Source organism: Burkholderia sp. ZZQ-2, assembly GCF_050768715.1.
In the GTDB taxonomy this organism is placed as follows: Bacteria; Pseudomonadota; Gammaproteobacteria; order Burkholderiales; family Burkholderiaceae; genus Burkholderia; species Burkholderia cepacia.
Genome location: NZ_LDVA01000197.1, coordinates 54,921 through 77,517, shown reverse-complemented (window position 1 = coordinate 77,517; position 22,597 = coordinate 54,921). Strand labels below are relative to the sequence as shown.

Genomic DNA, 22,597 nt, shown 5'->3' with positions numbered 1-22,597 from the left:
TCCGGACACGCACGTGACGCGCTGATTCGCGGCAAGAAGCAGGGGTGTTACGACTGGAAACGTTACAGATGTCGGTTTGCGCGTTATTCCGCGCTAAAATGCTGGGTCTTTAGAGGACGCAGCAAATGCTCAACGAACTCGAAACCCTATCTCAAAATATTGGCCGTCTGATTTCGCTGAACAAGCGCTATCACTCGGAACGGCTCGCGCTCGAGGAGCAGGTCGCGCAATTGCGCGCGGACGCGGACACGGTCCGCGCGGAACTCGCGCAACTGCGCGACGAACGCAATGCGCTCGCGGCCGAGCGCGACACGCTGTCGGCAAAGATCGACGACGCCCAGGTGAAACTGAACGCGATTCTCGAAAAGCTCCCGCGCTCGAAAAGTGCGGAGCAAGCCGACAACCAGCTCGACCTGCTGGATGCGCAGGCGCGTACGGATGGCGATGACGCGGCCAGCCACGGAGAACATGCATGAGCACCAAGCAGATCGAAGTCTCGATTCTCGGTCAGGCCTATCGGCTCGCCTGCTCGGCCGAGACCGAAGCGGCACTGCTCGAAGCGGTCGCGCGCGTCGACGCCGAAATGTCGAAAATCCGCTCGAACAGCTCGGTACGCGGCACCGATCGCATCGCCGTGATGGCGGCGCTGTCGCTCGCTTCCGAATTGCTGCGGCTGCAAACGAGCGTGCGGCACGGTGAAGCATTTCCGGCGGAGGAAATCCGTCGTACAATGCACCAGATGAACGAACAGCTCGGCGCGGTGCTCGCACAGCACGAGACGCAGTAACGTTTTAATCGATGCGTCGATTCCCCTTGATCTCGGCGATCAACGGTGGTCAAATTGGCGCATCGAATCACAGTTCAGTCAGCTTCCCTGCCTGGTTCGCCAAGGTCATATATTCCTTGAACCAATGCCATGTGCACGGTTGCGGAAATTTGTAGCACGGGCGCGCGCGTCACTCTGTCTGATGTACCCGAAGTGCTGCTAACTGCGACCAATTCTGAACCTCAGGTTCAGGATGCCGGCCTAGCGGCCAAGGCGGGGGCCTATCCAACGGCATCGGGCGAAGCCCGGTGCCGTTTTCTTTTGTAGCAGCCTCTTTCTGCGTCGATCACGATCCATGCAATACTGGCTGATGAAGTCCGAACCGGACGAAGCAAGCATCGACGATCTCGCCAACGCACCGCAGCGCTCGCTGCCGTGGACCGGCGTGCGCAATTATCAGGCGCGCAATTTCATGCGCGACACGATGAAGATCGGCGACGGCGTGCTGTTCTATCACTCGAGCTGCCCCGAGCCGGGCATCGCGGGCCTCGCCGAAGTGTCGTCGACGCCCTACCCCGACCCCACGCAGTTCGATCCGAAAAGCCCCTATTACGATCCGAAGTCGACCCGGGAAGCGCCGCGCTGGCTGCTCGTCGACGTGCGCTACGTGAAAAAATCGCCGCTCGTGCCGCTCGCCGCGCTGCGCGAACACGACGAACTCGCCGACATGCGCGTGCTCGCACGCGGCAACCGGCTGTCGATCACGCCCGTCACGCGCGCCGAATGGCGGTTCATCACCGAAAAGCTGATGAAGTAGGCGCACGCCAAACGTCAAATCTGGTCAGTACGCGCCGCCGCCACGGAACTCGCGACACTTTCGCGCGGCCTAAGCAACCGCTGCCGGCCGATCAAGCCGGCCGTCGTTTTTTCGTCGCGCGGTACGCCCGCGTCGCGCACGCGTGATCCGCGTGCGCGCCCTCGCACAAGGAGTCCAACAATGACCAAGAAATCCGCACTCGCGCTGTCGCTCGCCCTTGCCGCCGCCGTTCCCGTCGCGCTGACGCTCGCGTCACCCGCCGCGCACGCGCAGGCCGCGAACCCGCACTTTCCGGAGCCGGCAGGCGTGCTGTCGCTGTCGTCGCAAGCCAGCGCCGACGTGCCGCAGGACATCATCCACATCACGCTGTTCTACGAACAGCAGGCCAAGGATCCGGGCAGCCTCACCGCGCAGTTGAACCAGCGCGCCGACGCCGCCCTGTCGCAAGCGAAAAGCGTATCGGGCGTCACGGCACACACGGGCGCATTCTCCGTCTATCCGAGCACCGATCGCGACGGCAAGATTTCCGCATGGCGCGGCCGTACCGAAGTCGCGCTCGAATCGCGCGATTTCGCCGCGGCGTCGAAGCTGGCAGGCCAGTTGTCGAACCTGATGCAGGTCGCGAACGTCGAGTTCTCGCTGTCGCCCGAAGCGCAGCGCGCAGCCGAGCAGAAGCTGACGACCGAGGCGATCAAGTCGTTCCGCGCCCGCGCGGACGAAGCCGCGAAGGCATTCGGCTACAGCAGCTACACGATCCGCGACGTGAACGTCGGCGGCGGCCGCAACGTGCAGCCGTATCCGCGCATGATGGCGATGGCCGCGGCACCGATGGACAGCGCAAAAATGAGCGCACCGATCGCGGTCGAAGGCGGCAAGGCCACCGTGTCGGTCACCGTCAACGGTTCCGTGCAGATGAAGTAACACGCAGCGCGCGGCAGTCCGAAATGAAAAACGCCGGCCCGAAGGCCGGCGTTTTTCATTTCAATGCGTGGGCCGATGCACGCGTCGATCGCGCGTGCATCGTCATCACATCACGCAACGACATTCGCCGCGCGGCGGCGATACGCCCAGACCATCAACGCGATGCCCGCGATGATCATCGGCAGCGACAGCCACTGCCCCATCGACAGGCCGAGCGCAAGCAGGCCGAGGAAGTCGTCGGGTTCGCGCGCGAACTCCACCGTGAAGCGCGCGAGCCCGTAGCCGATCAGGAACAACGCGGACACGGCGCCCATCGGCCGCGACTTGCGCGCAAAGAAGAACAGCGCGAAGAACAGCACGATGCCTTCGAGCGCAATTTCGTAGAGCTGCGAAGGATGACGCGGCAGCATCTGGTATTGCATGAACACGTCGGCGAGATGCCACTTCTCGACGAGTTCCGGATGCTTCGGCAACCATGCCGCATCGTCGCGCATCGCGCCCGGGAACAGCATCGCCCACGGTGCGGACGGATCGGTCACGCGGCCCCACAGTTCACCGTTGATGAAGTTGCCGAGCCGCCCGGCCGCGAGCCCCGTCGGCACCATCGGCGCGACGAAATCGGTGACCTGCAGCCAATGGCGCTTGCGCTGCCACGCGAACAGCGCCATCGCGAGCGTCACGCCGAGGAAGCCGCCGTGAAACGACATGCCGCCCTCCCACACCTTGAACACGTCGAGCGGATGCGAGAAATAGAAATCGGCCTTGTAGAACAGCACGTAGCCGAGGCGGCCGCCGAGCACGGTGCCGAGCACGCCGTAGAACATCATGTCGTCGATGTCCTTCGCGGTCCAGCCCTGCGCCGCGACATGCGGCAGCTTCAGGCGGATCCGGCCGACGACGATCGCCGCGATGAAGCCGACGAGATACATGAGCCCGTACCAGCGCACGGCCAGCGGCCCGAGATGGATCGCAACGGGGTCGAAATTCGGGTGAATGATCATGGGTTAGCGAAGAAGTTTTCGAATGCGGTACGGCCGTCGCACACGCGCAGTACCGCGCGTTGGACGGCACCGGCGCGCCATCGTTCACGTCATGGGGCGAGCCCCTGCGCGCGCACGACGTCGAGGAAGCCGGCCAGCACGGGGCTCACGTCGCCGGTACGCCACACGAGGCCCGTCTCGACGACCGGCGCGTGACCGGCGAGCGGCCGGTAGACCACGCCGGTGCGCCGCAGGTTACGCAGCGATTGCGGCACCAGTGCGACGCCCATGCCGGCCGACACGAGGCTGACGATCGTCTGCATCTGGATCGCCTCCTGGCCGATGCACGGGGTTTCCCCCGCCGCGCCGTAGCAGCCCGTAATGATGTCATAAAAGCCGGGCGCCAAACGACGCGGAAAGATCACGAGCGGCAACGCGGCGACTTCCGCGAGATGGACGGGCTCGTCCTCGGGCGCGTCGCTCGCGGCCGCCGGCATCGCGATCACCAGCGGCTCGCGCAGGACGGGCAGGTACGACAGCCCGGCCGCGTGGCGCGGCGGCACGGGCGGAATGACGAGCCCCGCGTCGATGCGGCCGGCGACGAGTTCGTCGATCTGCACGTCGCTCGTCGCCTCCGCGAGTTGCAGGCGCACCTGCGGATAACGCGCGCCGAACGCACGCAGCAGCGAAGGCAGCAGCCCGTAATCGGCGGTCGACACGAACGCGAGCGACAACGAGCCGGCCTCGCCGCGCGCGAGCCGTCGCGCCAGCGGCGGCAACGCATCGGCCGACGCAAGCAGCCGGCGCACATCGGGCAACAGCGCGGCCCCGACCGCCGTCAGTGCGACCGAACGCTTGCTGCGCACGAACAGCGCGACGCCGAGCGTGTCCTCGAGTGCGCGGATCGCCTGCGACAGCGGCGGCTGCGTCATCGACAGGCGTTCGGCCGCGCGGCCGAAATGGCGCTCGTCCGCAACGGTCGCGAAATAGCGCCACTGGCGCAGGTCGGGAGTCGGATCAGCCATGCGTCTTTCATTCAGGAAACGACTTAATAGGCGACAAATAATATATTGGACATCCCAATCCGGAAACTCCATGCTTGACTGATCCGAACCGGCGCGCCGTTCACCGGCGCCGCCCAGACAACGATGGAGTCCCCCATGGCTTACAACCGCCGCTCGAGGCACATCACGCAAGGCGTGGCCCGATCGCCGAATCGCTCGATGTATTACGCGCTCGGTTACCAGAAGGACGATTTCGACAAGCCGATGATCGGCATCGCGAACGGCCATTCGACGATCACGCCGTGCAATTCGGGCCTGCAGCGCCTGTCGGACGCAGCCGTCGCGGCGGTGAAGGCATCCGATGCGAACCCGCAGATCTTCGGCACGCCGACGATTTCGGACGGCATGTCGATGGGCACCGAAGGCATGAAGTACTCGCTCGTGTCGCGCGAGGTGATCGCCGACTGCATCGAGACCTGCGTGCAGGGGCAATGGATGGACGGCGTGGTTGTCGTCGGCGGCTGCGACAAGAACATGCCGGGCGGGATGATCGCGCTCGCGCGCCTGAACGTGCCGGGCATCTACGTGTACGGCGGCACGATCCGCCCCGGCAACTGGAAAGGCCGGGACCTGACGATCGTCTCGTCGTTCGAGGCGGTCGGCGAATTCACCGCGGGCCGGATGTCGCAGGAGGATTTCGAAGGGGTCGAGCAGAACGCATGCCCGACGTCGGGTTCGTGCGGCGGGATGTACACCGCGAACACGATGAGTTCGTCGTTCGAGGCGCTCGGGATGTCGCTGCTGTACTCGTCGACGATGGCCAACCCCGACCAGGAGAAAGTCGATTCGGCCGCCGAGTCGGCGCGCGTGCTGGTCGAGGCCGTGAAGCGCGACCTGAAGCCGCGCGACATCATCACGAAGGAATCGATCGAGAACGCGGTGTCGGTAATCATGGCGACGGGCGGTTCGACCAATGCAGTGCTGCACTATCTCGCGATCGCTCACGCGGCCGAGGTCGACTGGACGATCGACGACTTCGAGCGCATCCGCAAGCGCGTGCCCGTGATCTGCGACCTCAAGCCGTCGGGGAAGTACGTCGCGACCGACCTGCACCGGGCCGGCGGGATTCCGCAGGTGCTGAAGATCCTGCTCGACGCGGGGCTGCTGCACGGCGACTGCATGACGATCACCGGCCGCACGATCGCCGACGAACTGAAGGACGTGCCCGCCGTGCCGCGCGCGGACCAGGACGTGATCTTCCCGATCGACCGCGCGCTGTACAAGGAAGGCCACCTTGCGATCCTGAAAGGCAATCTCGCGGAAGACGGCGCGGTCGCGAAGATCACCGGCCTGAAGAACCCCGTGATCACGGGCCCGGCGCGCGTGTTCGACGACGAGCAGAGCGCGATGGATGCGATTCTCGGCGACCGGATCCAGGCAGGCGACATCCTCGTGCTGCGTTATCTCGGCCCGAAGGGTGGCCCCGGCATGCCCGAAATGCTCGCGCCGACGTCCGCGATCATCGGCAAGGGGCTCGGCGAATCGGTCGGCTTCATCACCGACGGCCGCTTCTCGGGCGGCACCTGGGGCATGGTGGTCGGCCATGTCGCACCGGAGGCGTTCGTCGGCGGCACGATCGCGCTCGTGCAGGAAGGCGACTCGATCACGATCGACGCGCACCGGCTGCTGCTGCAGTTGAACGTGGACAACACGGAACTCGCGCGCCGCCGCGCCGCGTGGCAACAGCCGGCACCGCGCTACACACGTGGCGTGCTCGCGAAATTCGCGGCCCTCGCCCGGCCCGCGAACCAGGGTGCCGTCACGGGTTGACACGGGTGCATCGCCGCATGCGACCCCGTTAAACATGGCTGCCGGGGGAACGCGCAAAACGCGCTTTCCCTTTGCTTTTATAATGCGCGGGTCATGAAGCCGGCCGTCCCCGCCGGCGGAGAACCGCATGAAACACTCGATATTGCGCGTCCTGCTCGCCATGCTGCTGATCGGCAGCGGGGCGGCGGCGCGCGCCGACCAGGCCGACGGGCTCGCGCTTGCCCAGCGCAAGAACTGCATGGCCTGCCACGCGATCGGCAAACCGCTGATGGGCCCGTCGTTCCGCGACATCGCCGGCAAGTATGCGGCGCGCGGCGACGCCGTCGATTACCTCGCCCAATCGATCGTGAAAGGCAGCGTCGGCGTATGGGGCAGTGTGCCGATGCCCGCCAATACGCAACTGACGAGCGCCGAAGCCCACACGCTCGCGCAATGGGCGCTGTCGGTGCGCTGATCCGGGCGCAACGGGCGTAAACCGCCGTCGCGCGGGGTTCCGCCGGCTGGCGGGCCCGCCGAGGCTGATCCGCACCTCGCCGGCCGCTTGGCCGGCCCTTACTGGAATCGCACCCTGTTTTTCACCTGAACGGTCGCGCACTCAACCGGCATGACCGGCGCGGCGGCGTGCGATTTCTTCGTCGACCGCGTCGCGAACCCAGTCCATCACCTCGGTTTCCAGCGCCAGCGCCACTTCGCGCGTGATCTGGCCGACCAGCCAGGCCGAATGCTCATGCAGCGCGTCGCGACAACGGGCCTCGATGGCGTCGCGCCCTTCCCCGGTCAGATAGTTCGTCAGGCGATTGCGCAGGCGCTCGGCGATGTGCTGGGCATCTTCCGGCGTCAGCCCGGCCACGGCCTGCGCATCCTGCTGCGGCGCGGCGGCCACTGCGGCGGCCTCCGGCATGTGCGCTTCACGCGCGTGCCCGACAGCCTCACGCGCCACCGCGGCGAACGCGTGCGGCAGCACATCGTCGTCGGCCAGCGACGAGCGCAGCGGCGCACTCATCGCCGCCGAGTCTTCGGCAACCACGTGTTCCGCGGCGCCGGGCTCCGCCGGCGCATCGGTCTCGCCGAGCGCGGCGGCGACGACAGTCGCAGTCACCACCGCCTCGTCTCCGGGCAGTTCGACCGCCGGCACGTACGGCGTCGGCACGGGTTCGACCACGACGGAATCGGGGTCGAGTGCGGCGGGCATGGAATCGGCCGGCGCCGCACCCGTGGTGCGTGGCGCGACCACGTCGGTCAGCACCGGAATCGCCGCGCCGGCGGGCGGCTGCGGAGCGTCGGGCGCGGGCGCGCGCGCCGGCACCGGCTTGCCCGGCACCAGCACGTCGGTCAGCGTCGGGATCGAGGATGAATCGGCTTCTGTCACGGGAACACTCCGTCGACGGTTGCGGCTAGCTGCCCTGCTTGTAGTTGTTCAGCGCGTATCCGCGGTCGCGGTAGAACCGGTAGCGGTCCCGGCCCGCGGCCAGCTCGTCCGGCGCGTTGCCGACCACTTCGAGCAGGCGCTCGAAGCGGGCGAACTGCGCAGGCACGGCCGCGCCGAGGTTCAGCAGCACGTGATGATGCGGTGCGCGGTCGAGATCCGCGGCCAGCACGATCGGCGTGCCGGCTGCGTGCTCGCTGTCGACACCGCAATGCGGGATGAAATCGAGCGGCGAGAACGTCCAGAGCCGCTCGTCGAGCGCGCGCAGGCGCGCGGGCTCGGCGAGCACGACGACCGGCTGCCCGGCCTGATAGGCCTTGCGCAGCAGCCGGCACGCGTACGCGAGCGAATCGCCGACGTTCGAGTGGAAATCGATCCGCGTCATTGCCCGCCTACCCGCAGCGTCGTCAACACCGCCATCACTGGCCGGCGCGGTCGATCAGGAACTGCGCGAGCAACGGCACCGGACGGCCCGTCGCCCCCTTCGCCGCACCGCCCTTCCACGCGGTGCCCGCGATGTCGAGGTGGGCCCACGGATAGCTGTCGGTGAAGCGCGACAGGAAGCACGCGGCGGTCACGGCGCCGGCCGGGCGCCCGCCGATGTTCGCGAGATCCGCGAAGTTCGACTTCAGCTGATCCTGGTACTCGTCGTCGAGCGGCATGCGCCATGCCGGGTCGTTCGCCTCGCGCGACGCGTCGAGCAGTTCGCCCGCGAGCGCGTCGTTCGTCGAGAACAGGCCGCTGTTGTGGCCGCCCAGCGCGATCACGCACGCGCCCGTCAGCGTTGCGACGTCGATCACGGCGGCCGGCTTGAAGCGCTCGGCATACGTGAGCGCGTCGCACAGGATCAGGCGCCCTTCGGCGTCGGTGTTCAACACCTCGATCGTCAGGCCCTTCATGCTGGTGACGATGTCGCCCGGCTTCGTCGCGTTGCCGCCCGGCATGTTCTCGCAGGTCGGCACGATCGCGACGACGTTGATCTTCAGGCCCATCTCGGCGACCGCACGCATCGTACCGAGCACCGAACCGGCGCCGCACATGTCGTACTTCATCTCGTCCATGCCCTCGCCCGGCTTCAGCGAGATGCCGCCCGTGTCGAACGTGATGCCCTTGCCGACCAGCACGACCGGCGCGGCCTTCGCGGCGGCGCCCTGGTAGTGCAGCACGATGAACTGCGGCGGCTCGACCGACGCGCGCGCGACCGACAGGAACGAGCCCATCTTCAGCGCCTGGATCTGCTTGAGCCCGAGCACTTCCGCCTTCAGGCCCCAATCCTTCGCGATCTTCTTCGCGGTGTTGCCGAGGTAGGTCGGCGTGCAGACGTTACCCGGCAGGTTGCCGAGGTCGCGGGTGAGATCCATCCCGTTCGCGAGCGCGACGGCCTGCTTGACCGCGACCTTCGCAGCCTTTTCGTCGGACGGATCGACGCTGAACACGACGCGCTTGAGCGTGTGCGACGCCGGTTCCGGCTTGCTCTTCATCTGCGTGAAGCGGTAGGTCTCGTTGCGCAGCGCGAGAATCGCCGCACGCACGCCCCAGTCGGAGCTGCGCTCGTCGACCGGCAGTTGCGCGAGCGTGAACGTGACCTGGACGACCTTGGTCGCCAGCAGCGCGCGCCACGCGGCCGTCGCTGCGTCGTTATAGGCTTTCTGGTTGAAAGCATCCTGCTTGCCGAGGCCGACGAGCAGCACGCGCGACGCGCCGATGCCCGACACTTCGTGCAGGAACAGCGTCTTGCCGCGCTTGCCGTCCATGTCGCCGGCCTTCACCACGCGCGAAATCAGTCCCTTGGTGGCCGTGTCGATGTCGAGCGCCGCGCCCGAGAGGGTCTGCGCCTCGAAGATGCCGAGCACGATGCAATCGGACTTCCCGGTCAGGAACCCCTTCGCCTCGCCTTTGCTCCAATCACAGCCTTTTATGCTAAAGTCCATCGCGCTTGTCCTCGGATAAAATCTGGGCTAAGGATGAAAGCCGCAATTATCCGCTATTTTTCCCGTGGCGGCGCGAGCGCTCCGCTACGCGTGCGCAGCCTCCCGCCCTCTTCTCATCAAGAATGATCTTCGAACGCTCCCTCCAGCGCGAGCTTGCGTATACGGCTGGCGCCGTGTTCATGGTGCTGCTCACGATCATGCTCACGACGATGATGATCCGCATCGTCGGTTACGCCGCGTCCGGTGAAATCGATCCTCGGGACGTCCTCGTGCTGATCGGCCTCACCGTGATCGGCTACCTCGCCGTGATGCTCGTCGTCACGCTGTTCGTGTCGATCCTGTTCGTGCTGACCCGGTGGTACCGGGACTCCGAAATGGTCGTGTGGCTCGCATCGGGCGTAAGCCTCACGCGCCTCATCAAGCCGATCGGCGTGTTCGCCACGCCGATCATCCTGCTGATCGCCTTCTTCGCGTTCGTCGGCTGGCCGTGGTCGAACCAGCAAAGCAAGATGATCAAGGCACGCTTCCAGCAACGCGACGAGATCTCGCTGCTCGCGCCGGGCCAGTTCCGCGAGTCGGCCACGAACCACCGCGTGTTCTTCATCGAGAAGATGACGCCCGACCAGAGCAAGGTGCAGAACGTGTTCGTCACGTCGACCGAGAACGGCAAGGTCAACGTGGTCGTATCGCAGACGGGTCACACGGAAACGCGCGACGGCAGCCGCTTCGTCGTCCTGGAAGACGGCCGCCGCTACGATGGCACGCCCGGCCAGCCGAACTTCAAGATCATGGAGTTCGAGCGCTACGGCGTGAAGATCACGAGCACGCCGGTCACCAACGTGCCGACCACGAACAGCACGCCGACACCGGACCTGCTGCGCAACCCGACGCGCGACAACCTCGCGGAATTCGCGTGGCGCGCGGGGTTGCCGCTGATCGCGATCAACCTGCTGGTGCTCGGCATTCCGCTGTCGTACCAGAACCCGCGCCGCAGCCGCACGATCAACCTCGTGATGGCCGTGCTGATCTACCTCACGTACTCGAACCTGCTGAACGTCGTGCAGGCGCAGATCGAGCAGGGCAAGATGTCGTTCGGCGTCGGCCTGGTCGGCCTGCACCTCGTGGTCGCCGCGATCGTCGCGTTCATCTTCTGGTTGCGCGTGCGCAATCGTCCGCTGTTTACACGCGCGCTGTTTGGCCGCTCGGGAGCATGATCGATGCGGCTCTATGAAAAGTACTTCGCGCGACAGATCTACGTCACGTTCGTCTTCATCCTGTTCGCGTTCTCGGGCCTGTTCTTCTTCTTCGACCTGATCAGCGAACTGAACTCGGTCGGGCACGGTAACTACAAGTTCGGCTACGCGGTGCTGCGCGTCGCGCTGCAGACCCCGTCGCGCTTCTACGAGATCATCCCGGTCGCCGCGCTGATCAGCGCGATCTACGTGTTCGCGCAGATGGCCGCGAACTCGGAATTCACGATCTTCCGCGTGTCGGGTCTCGCGACCAACCAGGCGCTGCGCTCGCTGCTGAAGATCGGCATTCCGCTCGTGATCGTCACCTACCTGATCGGCGAATTCGTCGGCCCGTACGCCGATCAGCTGTCCGAGCGCGTGCGGCTGCAGGCGCTCGGCGCATCGGTGTCGTCGAACTTCCAGTCGGGCGTGTGGGTGAAGGACACGCTCGCGGCCCGCGAAAACGGCGAGCAGGTCACGCGTTTCGTCAACGTCGGCAGCCTGTCGCCCGACTCGACGATCAGCAACGTGCGCATCTACGAATTCGACTCGAAATTCCAGCTGCAGAATGTGCGGATCGCGCAGACGGGGCGCTACGAGCCGCCCGGCCACTGGCTGCTGAAAGGCGTCTCCGAGACCGAGCTGACGCCGATCAAGCCGATCAGCGGCCAGCCGGCCGACGCGCTCAACCCGGTGTACCGGTCGCAGCAGGTATCGCTGCCCGAATACCGGCTCCGTTCGGACCTGACGCCGCAGATCCTGTCGGTGCTGCTCGTGTCGCCGGAGCGCATGTCGCTCATCAACCTGTTCCGCTACATCCAGCACTTGCGCGAGAACCAGCAGGACACGCAGCGCTACGACATCGCACTGTGGCGCAAGCTGCTGTACCCGTTCGCCGTGTTCGTGATGCTCGTGCTGTCGCTGCCGTTCGCTTACCTGCACACGCGGGCTGGCGTGGTCGGCGTGAAGGTGTTCGGCGGCATCATGCTCGGCATGAGCTTCCAGCTCCTCAACACGCTGTTCTCGCACATCGGCACGCTGAACACGTGGCCCGCGCCGCTCACTGCCGCGACGCCGGGCCTGATCTATCTCGCGCTCGGCCTGTTCGCGCTCAAGTGGGTCGACCGGCACTGAGCGCCGCGTCACGACGGAGGCTTCGACATGAGTTCGCACGGCATCGTCCTGTTCGGCCACGGCGCCCGCGACCCGCGCTGGGCCGAGCCGTTCGAGCGGCTCGCCGCGCGGCTGCGCGGCGCCGCCTCCCCCGCGGCCCACGTGTCGCTCGCGTTCCTCGAACTGATGACGCCGACGCTCGGTGACGCGGTCGCCGCGCAGGTCGCGGCCGGCTGCTCGCACATCACCGTGGTGCCCGTGTTCTTCGGCCAGGGCGGCCATGTCCGCCGCGATCTGCCGCAACTCGTCGATGCGTGCCGCGCCGCGCATCCGGGCATCGAGATCCGTTGCGCGACGGCCGTCGGCGAAGACAACGGCGTGCTCGACGCGATCGCGCGCTACTGCATCGACCAGATCGACGGCAACGCGTAAACCGCGCGGTTAGCGTGCACAAAGAAAAAGCGCCGGCTTGATGAAGCCGGCGCTTTTTTGTTTCGGACTGCGGCGGGATCCCGCTCAGGCCGCCCCGCTCAGGCCGCATTTCGCAGCGAATCGCCCTCTTTCGCCTGTCCGGCGCGCTCGGCGAACGCGTCGCCGATCATCAGCAGGCTCGGTTCCGCGGGATCGAGCCACGCCTGCGCGTCGCCCGCCGCCATCTGCGCGAGCGTCAGCGTCAGCGTACGCTCGCGCGCGGTGCTGCACGCCTCGACGATCGCCACGGGCGTCGCCGGCGCTCGGCCTGCGTCGATCAGTTCCTGCGCGATGCCGGGCGCGCTGTCGCGGCCCATGTAGTACACGATCGAATCGGCGCGCGCGGCTTCGCGGATCTCGTCGCTGCCCGGCGCGCGGCTGTGCGTCGCGAACGCGACGCTGCGCGACACGCCGCGCAGCGTCAGCGAACGCTTCAGCGTCGCCGCGCCGGCCAGTGCCGCGGTGATGCCCGGCACGACCTCGTAGTCGATGCCGGCCGCTTCCAGCGCGCGCATCTCCTCTTCGGCACGACCGAACAGCATCGGGTCACCGCCCTTGAGCCGCACGACGCACGCGTGCTCGCGCGCCGCATCGACGATCTGCTTGTTGATGAAGTGCTGCGCGGTCGAGCGCTGCCCGCAGCGCTTGCCGACCGCGATCCGGTGCGCGTTCGGCGCGTAGTCGAGCATCGCGGGCTCGACGAGCGCGTCGTGCAGCACGACGTCCGCCTGCGCGAGCAGCCGCGCGCCGCGCACCGTGATGAGGTCCGCCGCGCCCGGCCCTGCTCCGATCAGATACACCTTGCCCATGTTTGTCGCTTCGCTTCGTCCGTGCGGACGTTTGCAGACGGCCCGCGCCGCCGTGCGGCGGCGCGGTTTGCCGCGCAGATTGACGATTACGCCGAGAACGCCCGGATCATGCCCGCGGCGACCGTGTGATGCGTCGCCTCGTCGATCAGCACGAACGCGCCGGTACCCGGATGCGCGTCGTACGTGTCGCAGACGATCGGCTTCTGCAGCGTCAGCGCGACACGGCCGATGTCGTTCATCTTCAGGTCGTGACGGTCGGTCGCATGCGACAGCGTGTGCACGTCGAGCACCTGCTTGACGCCGCCGATCTTCGCGAACACCGTGCTGGTGGTCTGCTTCAGCAGGTACTTGCGCTGCGGCGACAGCGGCGTCTCGTCGAACCAGCACAAATCGGCTTCGAGCTTCTTCGCCGGTGCAACCGGCTCGCCGGAGGTGACGAACATGTCGCCGCGCGACACGTCGACGTCTTCCGCGAGACGGATCGTCACGGTCTGGCCCGCGAACGCGTGCGCGACCGACGCGGTGCCGCCCGGCACCGGCGCGACGATCTCGGCGACCGTTGCCGTGCGGTTCGATGGCAACACGGCGATCTCGTCGCCGACCTTCACTTCGCCCGACTCGATACGGCCCATGTAGCCGCGGAAATCGTCGGCCGAGCTGCCGTCCTGGCGCGCAACCCACTGCACCGGGAAGCGCAGCGCGTCATGCGCCTGCGTCTCGACCGGCAGCGATTCGAGCACGTCGAGCAGCGGTTCGCCCGCGTACCACGGCATGCGTTCGCTCGCGCCGACGATGTTGTCACCCTTCAGCGCCGACACCGGCACGAAGCGCACGTCGGTGAGGCCAAGCTGCTTCGCCAGCGTGACGTACGCGTCGCGGATCTCGTTGAAGCGCGCTTCGCTGTAGTCGACGAGGTCCATCTTGTTGATCGCGACGATCACGTGCTGCAGCGCGAGCAGCTTGACGATCGCGCTGTGACGCTTGGTCTGCGGCAGCAGGTCGGCGACACCGTTCTCGACCGTCACGCGCGTCGCGTCGATCAGGATGATCGCCGCGTGCGCGGTCGATGCGCCCGTCACCATGTTGCGCGTGTACTGCTCGTGGCCCGGCGTATCGGCGATGATGAACTTGCGCTTCGCGGTCGCGAAGTAGCGGTACGCGACGTCGATCGTGATGCCCTGCTCGCGCTCGGCTTCGAGACCGTCGGTCAGGAGCGCGAGGTCGAGCTCGTCGCCGACCGTGCGCTTGTTCTTCGCGCGCGACAGCGCGGACAGCTGGTCGGACAGCACGGCCTTGCTGTCGTACAGCAGGCGGCCGATCAGCGTGCTCTTGCCGTCGTCGACGCTGCCTGCGGTGATGAAGCGCAACACGCCGAGGTCTTCGGTGTTCTCGATGATGCTCATGATGTGAATGTCCTCGTGTGCTTCAGAAATAACCTTGCTTCTTGCGCTGTTCCATCGCGGCTTCGGAGGCCTGGTCGTCCATCCGGGTCGCGCCGCGCTCGGTGATCTCGGTCACCGCCGTCTCGGCGATGATCTTCTCGACGTCGTCCGCGTCGCTCTCGACCGGGCACGTGCAGCTGATGTCGCCCACGGTACGGAAGCGCACCTGCGCGAGCTCGCTCGTCTCGCCGTCACGCATCGGCGTGAGCGGCGTGACCGGCACGAGCAGGCCGTTGCGGCGCACGATCTCGCGCTGGTGCGCGTAGTAGATCGACGGCAGTTCGAGGTTCTCGCGCGCGATGTACTGCCACACGTCGAGTTCCGTCCAGTTCGAGATCGGGAACACGCGCAGGTGCTCGCCGTTGTGCAGGCGGGCGTTGTACAGGCTCCACAGTTCCGGGCGCTGCGCCTTCGGATCCCACTGGCCGAATTCGTCGCGGAACGAGAAGATCCGCTCCTTCGCGCGTGCCTTCTCTTCGTCGCGGCGCGCACCGCCGATCAGCGCCGTATAGCCGTGCTGTTCGATCGTCTCGAGCAGCGTGACGGCCTGTGCGGCGTTGCGCGAATCGGTTTCGCGGCGCAGCACGACCGTGCCGCGCTTGATCGAATCCTCGACGTGACCGACGACCAGCTCGGCGCCGAGTTCTTTCGCGCGGCGATCGCGGAAGTCGATCACTTCTTCGTAGTTGTGGCCCGTGTCGATGTGCACGAGCGGGAACGGCAGCGTCGTCTTGCGGTTCGCGCCGAGGCCGAACGCCTTCAGTGCCAGATGCAGCACGACGACCGAATCCTTGCCGCCCGAGAACAACAGCGCCGGCTTGCTGCATTCGGCGACCAGTTCGCGCAGGATGTGGATCGACTCGGCTTCGAGCCAGTCGAGGTGGCCCATGCGCTTGTCGGCACCGGCGGGCGGGGCAAAGGCGGATTGCTCGAGCGTCGTGCTCATGATTTCAGTCCTTCTCTTCTGGGTTCGTGCTGCCCGCTGTCGCGGGCGGCGCAATATTCAGTTTCTTGTCAGGCTTTCAGTGCGTGACGCCGGCAACGGCGTCCGCGGGAATCGGCGTGATCGTGATGTGCAGGCCGCATTCCTTCGTGTCGCGCGACTCCCACCACCAGCGGCCCGCGCGGCTGTCCTCGCCGGGGCGGATCGCCCGCGTACAGGGCTCGCAGCCGATGCTCGGATAGCCGCGCGCATGCAGCGGGTTCACCGGCACGTCAAACGCGTTAAGGTACGCCCACACGTCGCTTTCCGTCCAGTCGGCGAGCGGGTTGTACTTCGCGATCCCGCGCGCTTCGTCCTGCTCTTCCTCGTGCAGCTCGGCACGCGTGACCGACTGCTCGCGGCGCTGGCCCGTGACCCATGCCCCGACGTCGGCCAGCGCGCGATTCAGCGGCTCGACCTTGCGGATGTGGCAGCACGACTTGCGCAGCTCGACGCTTTCGTAGAACGCGTTCAGGCCGTGCTCGGCGACGTACTGGTCGACCGCGTCCTGCTGCGGATGAAACTGCTCGATCTCGTAGCCGTAGCGCTCGCGCACGCGGTCGATCATGCCGAGCGTTTCCGCGTGCAGGCGGCCCGTGTTCAGCGAGAAGATGCCGATCCGGACGCCCTTCGACAGGATCGCGTGCGTCAGCAGCATGTCTTCCGCCGCGAGACTGCTCGCGAACTTCACCTTCTCGTGACGCGCCCCGATCTGCGCGAGCAGCGCGTCGAGGCGCTCGACCTTCGCGGCGAGTTCCGGGCTCAGCGCGGTGGCGGCGGCGGTGCTCATGCGCCCACCTTCGCTTGCGCCACGCCGGCCGCCGCGGCACGGCGGCGGAACAGCGGTTCGGGCTGGTCGAACGCGCCCTGATAACGCTGCGTGAATTCCGTGAACGCGTTCAGCGCGTCGTGGATGTCCTTGTCGGCGCGCACCGCGAATGCGTCGAAGCCGCAACGCGACATGTACAGCAACTGGTCGCGCAGCACGTCGCCGATCGCGCGCAGTTCGCCCGTCCAGCCGTGACGCTCGCGCAGCAGGCGCGCAATGCTGTAGCCGCGGCCGTCCGCGAAGCGCGGGAAGTCGACGGCAACCAGCGAAATCGCGCCGAAGTCGGCCACGAGATCGGCCGGCTCGCTGTCCGGGGCGAGCCACACGCCGAGCTCGTCCTTCGTCTTCGCGGCGACGAGCGCCGCGCGCTCGGCCTGCCACAACGCGAACGGCACCAGCACCTTGCCGGCCGGCAACGCGTCGACCGCGGGCAGTGCACCGTCTTCCGCCGCGCGCACGACCTGCCATGCATCGTCGATCACTGCGCGGTTCTTGATAATCGAAGCCATCTGCTAATTCCTTCTACCCGGTTGGTTACGCGTTCACTGCCTGGCGCGCCGCATACACGCGCTCCTTGAACGGCGCGATGCCGATGCGGTCGTACGTGTCGACGAAGCGCTCGCCGTCGACGCGCGATTCGACGAACGTGTCGATCAGCTTCGCGATCACGTCGGGCACTTCCTCCGCCGAGAACGACGGCCCGATCACGCGGCCGAGGCGCGCGCCGTTGCGGCCCGTGCCCTGCTCGCCGCCGAGCGACACCTGGTACCACTCGGCGCCGTCCTTGTCGACGCCGAGGATGCCGATGTTGCCGACGTGGTGGTGACCGCACGAGTTCATGCAACCGGAAATGTTCAGCGACAGGTCGCCGAGGTCGTACACGTAGTCCAGATCGTCGAAACGCTGCTGGATCGCCAGCGCGATCGGGATCGACTTCGCGTTCGCGAGCGAGCAGAAGTCGCCGCCCGGGCACGCGATGATGTCGGTCAGCAGGCCGATGTTCGGCGTCGCGAAACCGGCCGCCTTCGCCTTTTCCCAAACCTCGAACAGGTCGCGCTTTTTCACGTTCGCGAGAATCAGGTTCTGCTCGTGCGACACGCGCAGCTCGCCGAACGAATAGGCGTCGGCCCAGTCAGCCACCAGGTCCATCTGCTGGTCGGTCGCATCGCCCGGCGCGATGCGGTGATCCTTCAGCGACAGCGTGACGGCGGCATAACCGGCCACCTTGTGCGGTGCGACGTTACGCTCGACCCAGCGCGCGAACGCCTTGTTCTCGAGCAGGTGCTGTTCGAACGATGCATCGGTATCGGCCAGCTTCTCGTAGACGGGCGGCTGGAAGTACTGCGACACGCGATCGACTTCCGCCTGCGTGAGCGTCGACGGGCCGTCCTTCAGGTGCTGCCACTCTTCCTCGACCTGCTGCGCGAACTTCGCGGGCGACAGCGCCTTCACGAGGATCTTGATGCGCGCCTTGTACAGGTTGTCGCGGCGGCCGTAGCGGTTGTACACGCGCAGCACGGCTTCGCAGTAGGTCAGCAGGTGCTGCCACGGCAGGTCTTCCTTGATCACCGCGCCGATGATCGGCGTACGGCCGAGGCCGCCGCCCGCGAGGATGCTCGCGACCACTTCGCCCTGCGCGTTCTTCTTCAGGTACACGCCGAGGTCATGAATCTGCACGGCCGCGCGGTCGTCCTTCGAGCCCGACACCGCGATCTTGAACTTGCGCGGCAGCCACGCGAATTCGGGATGGAACGTCGACCACTGACGCAGGATTTCCGACCACGGGCGCGGATCGATCTCTTCGTCCTGGGCGACGCCGGCGAACTGGTCGGCCGTGATGTTGCGGATGCAGTTGCCCGACGTCTGGATGCCGTGCATCTGCACCGACGCGAGCTTCGCGAGGATCTCGGGCGTTTCCTCGAGCTGGATCCAGTTGAACTGGATGTTCGAGCGGGTCGAGAAGTGGCCGTAGCCGCGGTCATGTTCGCGGGCGATGCGCGCCAGCATCCGGAGCTGGTCGCTGCGCAGGTTGCCGTACGGAATCGCGATGCGGTGCATGTACGCGTGGCGCTGCATGTACAGGCCGTTCTGCAGGCGCAGCGGACGGAATTCTTCTTCGCTCAACTCGCCCGACAGCCGGCGGCGCACCTGATCGCGGTACTGCGCGACACGCTCGTCGACGATCGTCTGGTCGTATTGGTCGTACTGATACATTCGGGGACCCCAGGGTTTTCGTGGTGACCGCGCGACGTCCTAGCCACGTCGCGCCCGAATCTCCGTTCCGCCGTCACCGCCCCCAACCGCTGGCGGCTGGATTGCTAATGACGAAAACAGATATCCATATTTGAAAAACTCCGGTGAATCGTAATAAACTCGCCTTATATTTCAAACGACTAAAAAATTCTGTTGATATGCGGAAGGGTTATAAATGAACCTGCACCAATTTCGCTTCGTGCGCGAGGCCGTCCGGCAGAATTTCAACCTCACCGAGGCCGCCAAGGCGCTCTACACGTCGCAACCGGGGGTATCGAAGGCGATCATCGAGCTCGAGGACGAGCTCGGCGTGGAGATCTTCACGCGGCACGGCAAGCGCGTGCGCTCGCTCACCGAGCCGGGCAGGATCATCCTCGCGTCGGTCGAGCGGATTCTTCAGGAGGTTGAAAGCCTTAAAAGGGTCGGGAAAGATTACGCAGCACAGGATCAGGGCAACCTGACCATCGCCGCGACCCACACGCAGGCCCGCTACTCGCTGCCGGCCGCGATCGCCGAATTCAAGAAGCGCTTTCCGAAGGTGCACCTGTCGATCCTGCAAGGCAGCCCGACGCAGGTGGCCGAGATGGTGATCCACGACCAGGCCGATCTCGCGATCGCGACCGAGGCGATCTCCGACTACAAAGAACTCGTGTCGCTGCCCTGCTTCCAGTGGCATCACGCGGCCGTCGTGCCGGCCGACCACCCGTTGCTCGAACGCAAGCCGGTCACGCTCGACGATCTCGCCCAGTACCCGTTGATCACGTACGACGACGCGTTCGCGGGCCGCAAGAAGATCAACCATGCGTTCGCGCTGCGCGGGCTGTCGCCGGACATCGTGCTCGAGGCGATCGACGCCGACGTGATCAAGACCTACGTCGAGCTCGGCCTGGGCGTCGGGATCATGGCCGACATCGCGTTCAATCCCGAGCGCGACCGCAACCTGCGGCTGATCCCGGTCGGCCACCTGTTCGGCAGCAACGTGACGCGTGTCGCGCTCAAGCAGGGCGCCTACCTGCGCAGCTATGTGTATACGCTCGTCGAACTGCTGTCGCCGACGTTGAACCGCAAGCTGATCGAACAGGCGCTCAAGGGCGAATCCGAATCGTACGAGCTTTGACCGGCCTGTATAAACACAGGGGCGCGAATCTGAACCGCGCCCCTTTTCGTTGCCCGACGGAGAATCCCGCATGACGCTTCCCGCCCTGTTGCGCCGCGCCGCCGCCGGCGCGCTCGCGCTCGCCTGTGCCGCCGCCCATGCCGACCTGAAGGTCGGCGTCGACCTGTCGTCGACCGGCCCGGCCGCTGCGATCGGCATCACGAGCAAGAACGCCATCCTGATGTGGCCGAAGACGATCGCCGGGCAGCCCGTGCAGGTGACGGTGCTCGACGATGCATCCGACCCGGGCACCGCGGTGCGCAACATCCGCAAGCTGGTCGACGAGGATCACGTCGACGTCGTGGTCGGGCCGAACATCACGCCGGCCGCGCTCGCGGCGCTCGACGCGGTCGCGGCCGGGCAGACGCCGATGATCACGCTGGTCGGCTCCGGCGCGATCGTCGAGCCGCAGGAAGGCGCGCGGACCTGGGCGTTCAAGATGGCGCAGAGCGACCGCGCGATGGCCGACGTGATGACCGCTACATGGCCAACCACGGCGTGAAGACGGTCGGTTTCATCGGCTTCGCGGACAGCTACGGCGACAGCTGGCTGAACGAGTTCACGCGCTTCGCGGACCTGCGCAAGATCCGCGTCGTCGCGACCGAGCGCTACAACCGCACCGACGCGAGCGTCACGGGCCAGGCATTGAAGCTGATCGCGGCGAAACCCGACGCGATCCTGATCGCGGGCTCGGGCACGCCGGCCGTCCTGCCGCAGCGCACGCTGATCGAGCGCGGCTACAAGGGCCCGGTCTACCAGACGCACGGGATCGCGACGCCGGAATTCATCAAGCTCGGCGGCAAGGACGTCGACGGGACGCTGTTCCCGACCCAGCCGGTGGTCGTCGCGCGCACGCTGCCGGCCGATCATCCGGCCCGCAAGGCCGCGCTCGCGTTCGTCGACGCGTACGAGGCGAAATACGGCGCTGGCACGGTCACGCAGTTCGCAGGCGACGCGGCGGGCGTGTACCCGCGCCTTGCCGATGCGGTCGGCCGCGCGCTGAAGGCCGCTCAGCCCGGCACGCCCGCGTTCCGCGCGGCGCTGCGGCGCGAACTGGAACGCGCGCACGAGCTCGTCGTGCCGAACGGCGTCGTCAATACCAGCGACAAGGATCATGTGGGGCTCGATCAGCGCGCGAGCGTGATGGGGATCGTCAAGCAGGGCCGGTTCGTCTACCTGAGCCAGTGACGTGCGCGACCGGCACCGGGGCAGCTTGCCCGGCGTCGGGATTTCAGACATAATCCGCGTTTCGCCGCGCACAATCGCATGCGCGGCCAGGATCAAGCCCAGGTGGTGAAATTGGTAGACGCAGGGGACTCAAAATCCCCCGCCGCAAGGCGTGCCGGTTCGATTCCGGCCCTGGGCACCAGTATTTCGCAGCGTCACGCGCTGCATCTGTCGAAACCCGCGCAAGCTCGCCGCTTCGCGGGTTTTTTGTTTTTGCCGCACGCGCCGCAACGCGCGCCCCCGCGCAACAGTCGAAGCATCATGAGGATGCGCGGCACGGAGGCACGCCATGTCCATGCGCACGATTTCATCCCCGCTCCGCCGCCGCGTGCTCGCCGTGGCGCTCGTGCTCGTGCTGGGTGGATGCGACGTCCTGACCGCGCCGCCGGTGCCTGACTGGCCGGGCCCGCACGCACCGTATCCGTTCCCGGACAACATCCCGCATCGCACCGAATGAAGCGCCGGCCGTCCTGCCGCCGGCCGCGTCTCGCGCTCAGGCCATCAGTTCGCGAACGAAGTCGAGAAACACCCTCACCTTCGCCGAGACGAGGTTTGACGCGTGGTGATACGCGTAAAGCGGAAACGTCTCGTCCGCCCATTCCGGCAACAGCAGCACCAGCCGCCCTTCAGCCAGGATGTCCCGCGCATAGAGTTCCAGCAATTGCGCAATCCCCGCGCCGCCCAGGCACGCACCGAGCAGCATGCCCGTATCGTTGACCATCAGCCGGCCGGCGGCATCGAACGGCACCACTTCCTTGCCGCGATGGAATTCCCATTCGAACGGCCGCCCCGTCACCGGGTCGCGGATCAGCACGCAACGGTGCCCGTCCGCGAGGTCGCGCGGATGCCGCGGTTCGCCATGACGCGCGACATAGGCCGTCGACGCGCAGGTGAGCACGCGCGTTTCCAGCAGCAGCCGCGCACGATACGACGATGGTTCCGGAATGCCGAATCGCACGGCCACGTCGAACCCGTCGGCGACGAGGTCGCCCATCCGGTCGCGCACGCTGATCTCGACGGACAGGTCGGGGAAGCGGTCGAGAAACTCGGCCATCTTCGGCGCCAGCACGTAGTGGCCGAAGGTCGCGTCGACATTGACGCGCAGCCGCCCCCTGACACGCGCCTTCGACTGGCCGGCGTCGATCGCCGCCTCCTCGATGCCGGCCAGCAGCGGCGCGACCGCCTCATAGAAACGCCGCCCCTCGTCGGTCAGCGTGATCGCGCGCGCCGTGCGGTTGAAGATCCGGATGCCGACGCGCTCTTCCAGCCGGGCGACGGCACGGCTCACCGCCGGCTGCGTCAATCCCATCGCTTCGCCGGCCCGCGCGAAGGTACCGGCCTCGATCACCGCGGAGAGCACGCCGATCCCGCTCAAAAGCCTGCTGTCGAATGCCATAAGACATACTTT

At 66.5% G+C, this 22,597-nt stretch carries 23 protein-coding genes, 1 tRNA gene, 1 other RNA gene and 1 pseudogene; 14 read left to right on the top strand and 12 right to left on the bottom strand.

The window, feature by feature from the left end; translation table 11 throughout:
• The first annotated feature begins 125 nt into the window (after positions 1 to 125).
• The 5 genes from ABY44_RS13955 to ABY44_RS13935 all read left to right on the top strand — a co-directional run bounded on the left by ABY44_RS13955 (position 126) and on the right by ABY44_RS13935 (position 2,504).
• Positions 126 to 476: a hypothetical protein gene (locus ABY44_RS13955; RefSeq protein WP_021160796.1), complete on the top strand. Its 351-nt coding sequence runs from the start codon at positions 126 to 128 to the stop codon at positions 474 to 476.
• The gene (locus ABY44_RS13950) at positions 473 to 787 is read left to right on the top strand and encodes a cell division protein ZapA (protein ID WP_011352906.1); all 315 of its coding nucleotides are present in this window, start codon (positions 473 to 475) and stop codon (positions 785 to 787) included. Before ABY44_RS13955 ends, ABY44_RS13950 begins: the two co-directional genes overlap by 4 nt.
• A gap of 81 nt (positions 788 to 868) precedes the next feature.
• Positions 869 to 1,050: non-coding RNA, 6S RNA (gene ssrS / locus ABY44_RS13945), on the top strand.
• A 71-nt stretch (positions 1,051 to 1,121) separates the two neighbouring features.
• Positions 1,122 to 1,583 (top strand): EVE domain-containing protein, encoded by a 462-nt coding sequence (locus ABY44_RS13940; RefSeq protein WP_021160795.1) that lies wholly within the window; start codon positions 1,122 to 1,124, stop codon positions 1,581 to 1,583.
• Positions 1,584 to 1,763: 180 nt separating this feature from the next.
• Positions 1,764 to 2,504, top strand: coding sequence for an SIMPL domain-containing protein (locus tag ABY44_RS13935; RefSeq protein WP_048022579.1), 741 nt, complete (start codon positions 1,764 to 1,766; stop codon positions 2,502 to 2,504).
• Positions 2,505 to 2,614: 110 nt separating this feature from the next.
• Here ABY44_RS13935 and lgt read toward each other — a convergent pair whose 3' ends face one another.
• Positions 2,615 to 3,505, bottom strand: a complete 891-nt coding sequence (gene lgt, locus ABY44_RS13930; RefSeq protein ID WP_060174840.1) for a prolipoprotein diacylglyceryl transferase — start codon at positions 3,503 to 3,505, stop codon at positions 2,615 to 2,617.
• An 89-nt stretch (positions 3,506 to 3,594) separates the two neighbouring features.
• On the bottom strand, positions 3,595 to 4,509 hold the full coding sequence (locus tag ABY44_RS13925; RefSeq protein ID WP_060083232.1) for a LysR substrate-binding domain-containing protein: 915 nt from the start codon (positions 4,507 to 4,509) through the stop codon (positions 3,595 to 3,597).
• A 135-nt stretch (positions 4,510 to 4,644) separates the two neighbouring features.
• On the opposite strand from ABY44_RS13925, the gene ilvD reads away from it, so the two are divergent.
• Both ilvD and ABY44_RS13915 read left to right on the top strand, forming a co-directional pair.
• Entirely contained in the window at positions 4,645 to 6,318 is a 1,674-nt protein-coding gene (ilvD, locus tag ABY44_RS13920; protein ID WP_060174841.1) for a dihydroxy-acid dehydratase, read from the top strand.
• A gap of 127 nt (positions 6,319 to 6,445) precedes the next feature.
• Positions 6,446 to 6,772 (top strand): c-type cytochrome, encoded by a 327-nt coding sequence (locus tag ABY44_RS13915; RefSeq protein ID WP_060083230.1) that lies wholly within the window; start codon positions 6,446 to 6,448, stop codon positions 6,770 to 6,772.
• Between the two features lie 141 nt (positions 6,773 to 6,913).
• On the opposite strand, the gene ABY44_RS13910 is transcribed toward ABY44_RS13915, so the two are convergent.
• The 3 genes from ABY44_RS13910 to ABY44_RS13900 are packed head-to-tail and all read right to left on the bottom strand — an operon-like array spanning position 6,914 to position 9,675.
• A complete protein-coding gene (locus tag ABY44_RS13910; protein ID WP_060174842.1) occupies positions 6,914 to 7,687 on the bottom strand; it encodes a DUF2486 family protein in 774 nt (257 codons plus the stop codon).
• A 25-nt stretch (positions 7,688 to 7,712) separates the two neighbouring features.
• Positions 7,713 to 8,129: a DNA polymerase III subunit chi gene (locus ABY44_RS13905; protein WP_021160787.1), complete on the bottom strand. Its 417-nt coding sequence runs from the start codon at positions 8,127 to 8,129 to the stop codon at positions 7,713 to 7,715.
• 34 nt (positions 8,130 to 8,163) lie between these two features.
• Complete coding sequence (locus ABY44_RS13900; RefSeq protein WP_021160786.1) at positions 8,164 to 9,675, bottom strand: leucyl aminopeptidase; 1,512 nt, start codon at positions 9,673 to 9,675, stop codon at positions 8,164 to 8,166.
• Between the two features lie 122 nt (positions 9,676 to 9,797).
• Here ABY44_RS13900 and lptF point away from each other — a divergent pair, with 122 nt between their 5' ends.
• Genes lptF through ABY44_RS13885 form a run of 3 tightly spaced genes read left to right on the top strand, consistent with a single transcriptional unit; the run spans position 9,798 to position 12,452 of the window.
• On the top strand, positions 9,798 to 10,889 hold the full coding sequence (gene lptF, locus ABY44_RS13895) for an LPS export ABC transporter permease LptF (RefSeq protein WP_021160785.1): 1,092 nt from the start codon (positions 9,798 to 9,800) through the stop codon (positions 10,887 to 10,889).
• 3 nt (positions 10,890 to 10,892) lie between these two features.
• Positions 10,893 to 12,041, top strand: coding sequence for an LPS export ABC transporter permease LptG (lptG, locus tag ABY44_RS13890; RefSeq protein WP_027786712.1), 1,149 nt, complete (start codon positions 10,893 to 10,895; stop codon positions 12,039 to 12,041).
• A 27-nt stretch (positions 12,042 to 12,068) separates the two neighbouring features.
• On the top strand, positions 12,069 to 12,452 hold the full coding sequence (locus ABY44_RS13885) for a sirohydrochlorin chelatase (protein ID WP_060174843.1): 384 nt from the start codon (positions 12,069 to 12,071) through the stop codon (positions 12,450 to 12,452).
• 98 nt (positions 12,453 to 12,550) lie between these two features.
• Here the strand turns inward: ABY44_RS13885 and cobA are convergent, their stop codons facing one another.
• The 6 genes from cobA to ABY44_RS13855 form a co-directional block, all read right to left on the bottom strand.
• A complete protein-coding gene (gene cobA, locus ABY44_RS13880) occupies positions 12,551 to 13,300 on the bottom strand; it encodes a uroporphyrinogen-III C-methyltransferase (RefSeq protein WP_027786710.1) in 750 nt (249 codons plus the stop codon).
• Positions 13,301 to 13,386: 86 nt separating this feature from the next.
• Entirely contained in the window at positions 13,387 to 14,703 is a 1,317-nt protein-coding gene (locus tag ABY44_RS13875; protein WP_021160781.1) for a sulfate adenylyltransferase subunit 1, read from the bottom strand.
• 22 nt (positions 14,704 to 14,725) lie between these two features.
• Complete coding sequence (gene cysD / locus ABY44_RS13870) at positions 14,726 to 15,688, bottom strand: sulfate adenylyltransferase subunit CysD (RefSeq protein ID WP_027786708.1); 963 nt, start codon at positions 15,686 to 15,688, stop codon at positions 14,726 to 14,728.
• A gap of 76 nt (positions 15,689 to 15,764) precedes the next feature.
• Positions 15,765 to 16,514, bottom strand: a complete 750-nt coding sequence (locus tag ABY44_RS13865) for a phosphoadenylyl-sulfate reductase (protein WP_060083227.1) — start codon at positions 16,512 to 16,514, stop codon at positions 15,765 to 15,767.
• Positions 16,511 to 17,062 carry a DUF934 domain-containing protein gene (locus ABY44_RS13860; RefSeq protein WP_027786706.1) on the bottom strand — a complete coding sequence of 184 codons (552 nt, stop codon included), beginning with the start codon at positions 17,060 to 17,062 and terminating at the stop codon, positions 16,511 to 16,513. Before ABY44_RS13860 ends, ABY44_RS13865 begins: the two co-directional genes overlap by 4 nt.
• A gap of 25 nt (positions 17,063 to 17,087) precedes the next feature.
• On the bottom strand, positions 17,088 to 18,767 hold the full coding sequence (locus ABY44_RS13855) for a nitrite/sulfite reductase (protein WP_027786705.1): 1,680 nt from the start codon (positions 18,765 to 18,767) through the stop codon (positions 17,088 to 17,090).
• A 214-nt stretch (positions 18,768 to 18,981) separates the two neighbouring features.
• Here ABY44_RS13855 and ABY44_RS13850 point away from each other — a divergent pair, with 214 nt between their 5' ends.
• The 4 genes and pseudogenes from ABY44_RS13850 (at position 18,982) to ABY44_RS13835 (ending at position 21,646) form a co-directional block, all read left to right on the top strand.
• Positions 18,982 to 19,923: a CysB family HTH-type transcriptional regulator gene (locus tag ABY44_RS13850; protein WP_014896306.1), complete on the top strand. Its 942-nt coding sequence runs from the start codon at positions 18,982 to 18,984 to the stop codon at positions 19,921 to 19,923.
• Positions 19,924 to 19,993: 70 nt separating this feature from the next.
• A pseudogene (locus tag ABY44_RS13845) lies at positions 19,994 to 21,150 on the top strand (ABC transporter substrate-binding protein).
• 96 nt (positions 21,151 to 21,246) lie between these two features.
• Positions 21,247 to 21,331 (top strand) — tRNA-Leu (locus tag ABY44_RS13840).
• Positions 21,332 to 21,478: 147 nt separating this feature from the next.
• The gene (locus tag ABY44_RS13835; RefSeq protein WP_021160775.1) at positions 21,479 to 21,646 is read left to right on the top strand and encodes a hypothetical protein; all 168 of its coding nucleotides are present in this window, start codon (positions 21,479 to 21,481) and stop codon (positions 21,644 to 21,646) included.
• A 36-nt stretch (positions 21,647 to 21,682) separates the two neighbouring features.
• On the opposite strand, the gene ABY44_RS13830 is transcribed toward ABY44_RS13835, so the two are convergent.
• Positions 21,683 to 22,585 (bottom strand): LysR family transcriptional regulator, encoded by a 903-nt coding sequence (locus ABY44_RS13830; RefSeq protein WP_059484675.1) that lies wholly within the window; start codon positions 22,583 to 22,585, stop codon positions 21,683 to 21,685.
• Between the last annotated feature and the right edge of the window lie 12 nt (positions 22,586 to 22,597).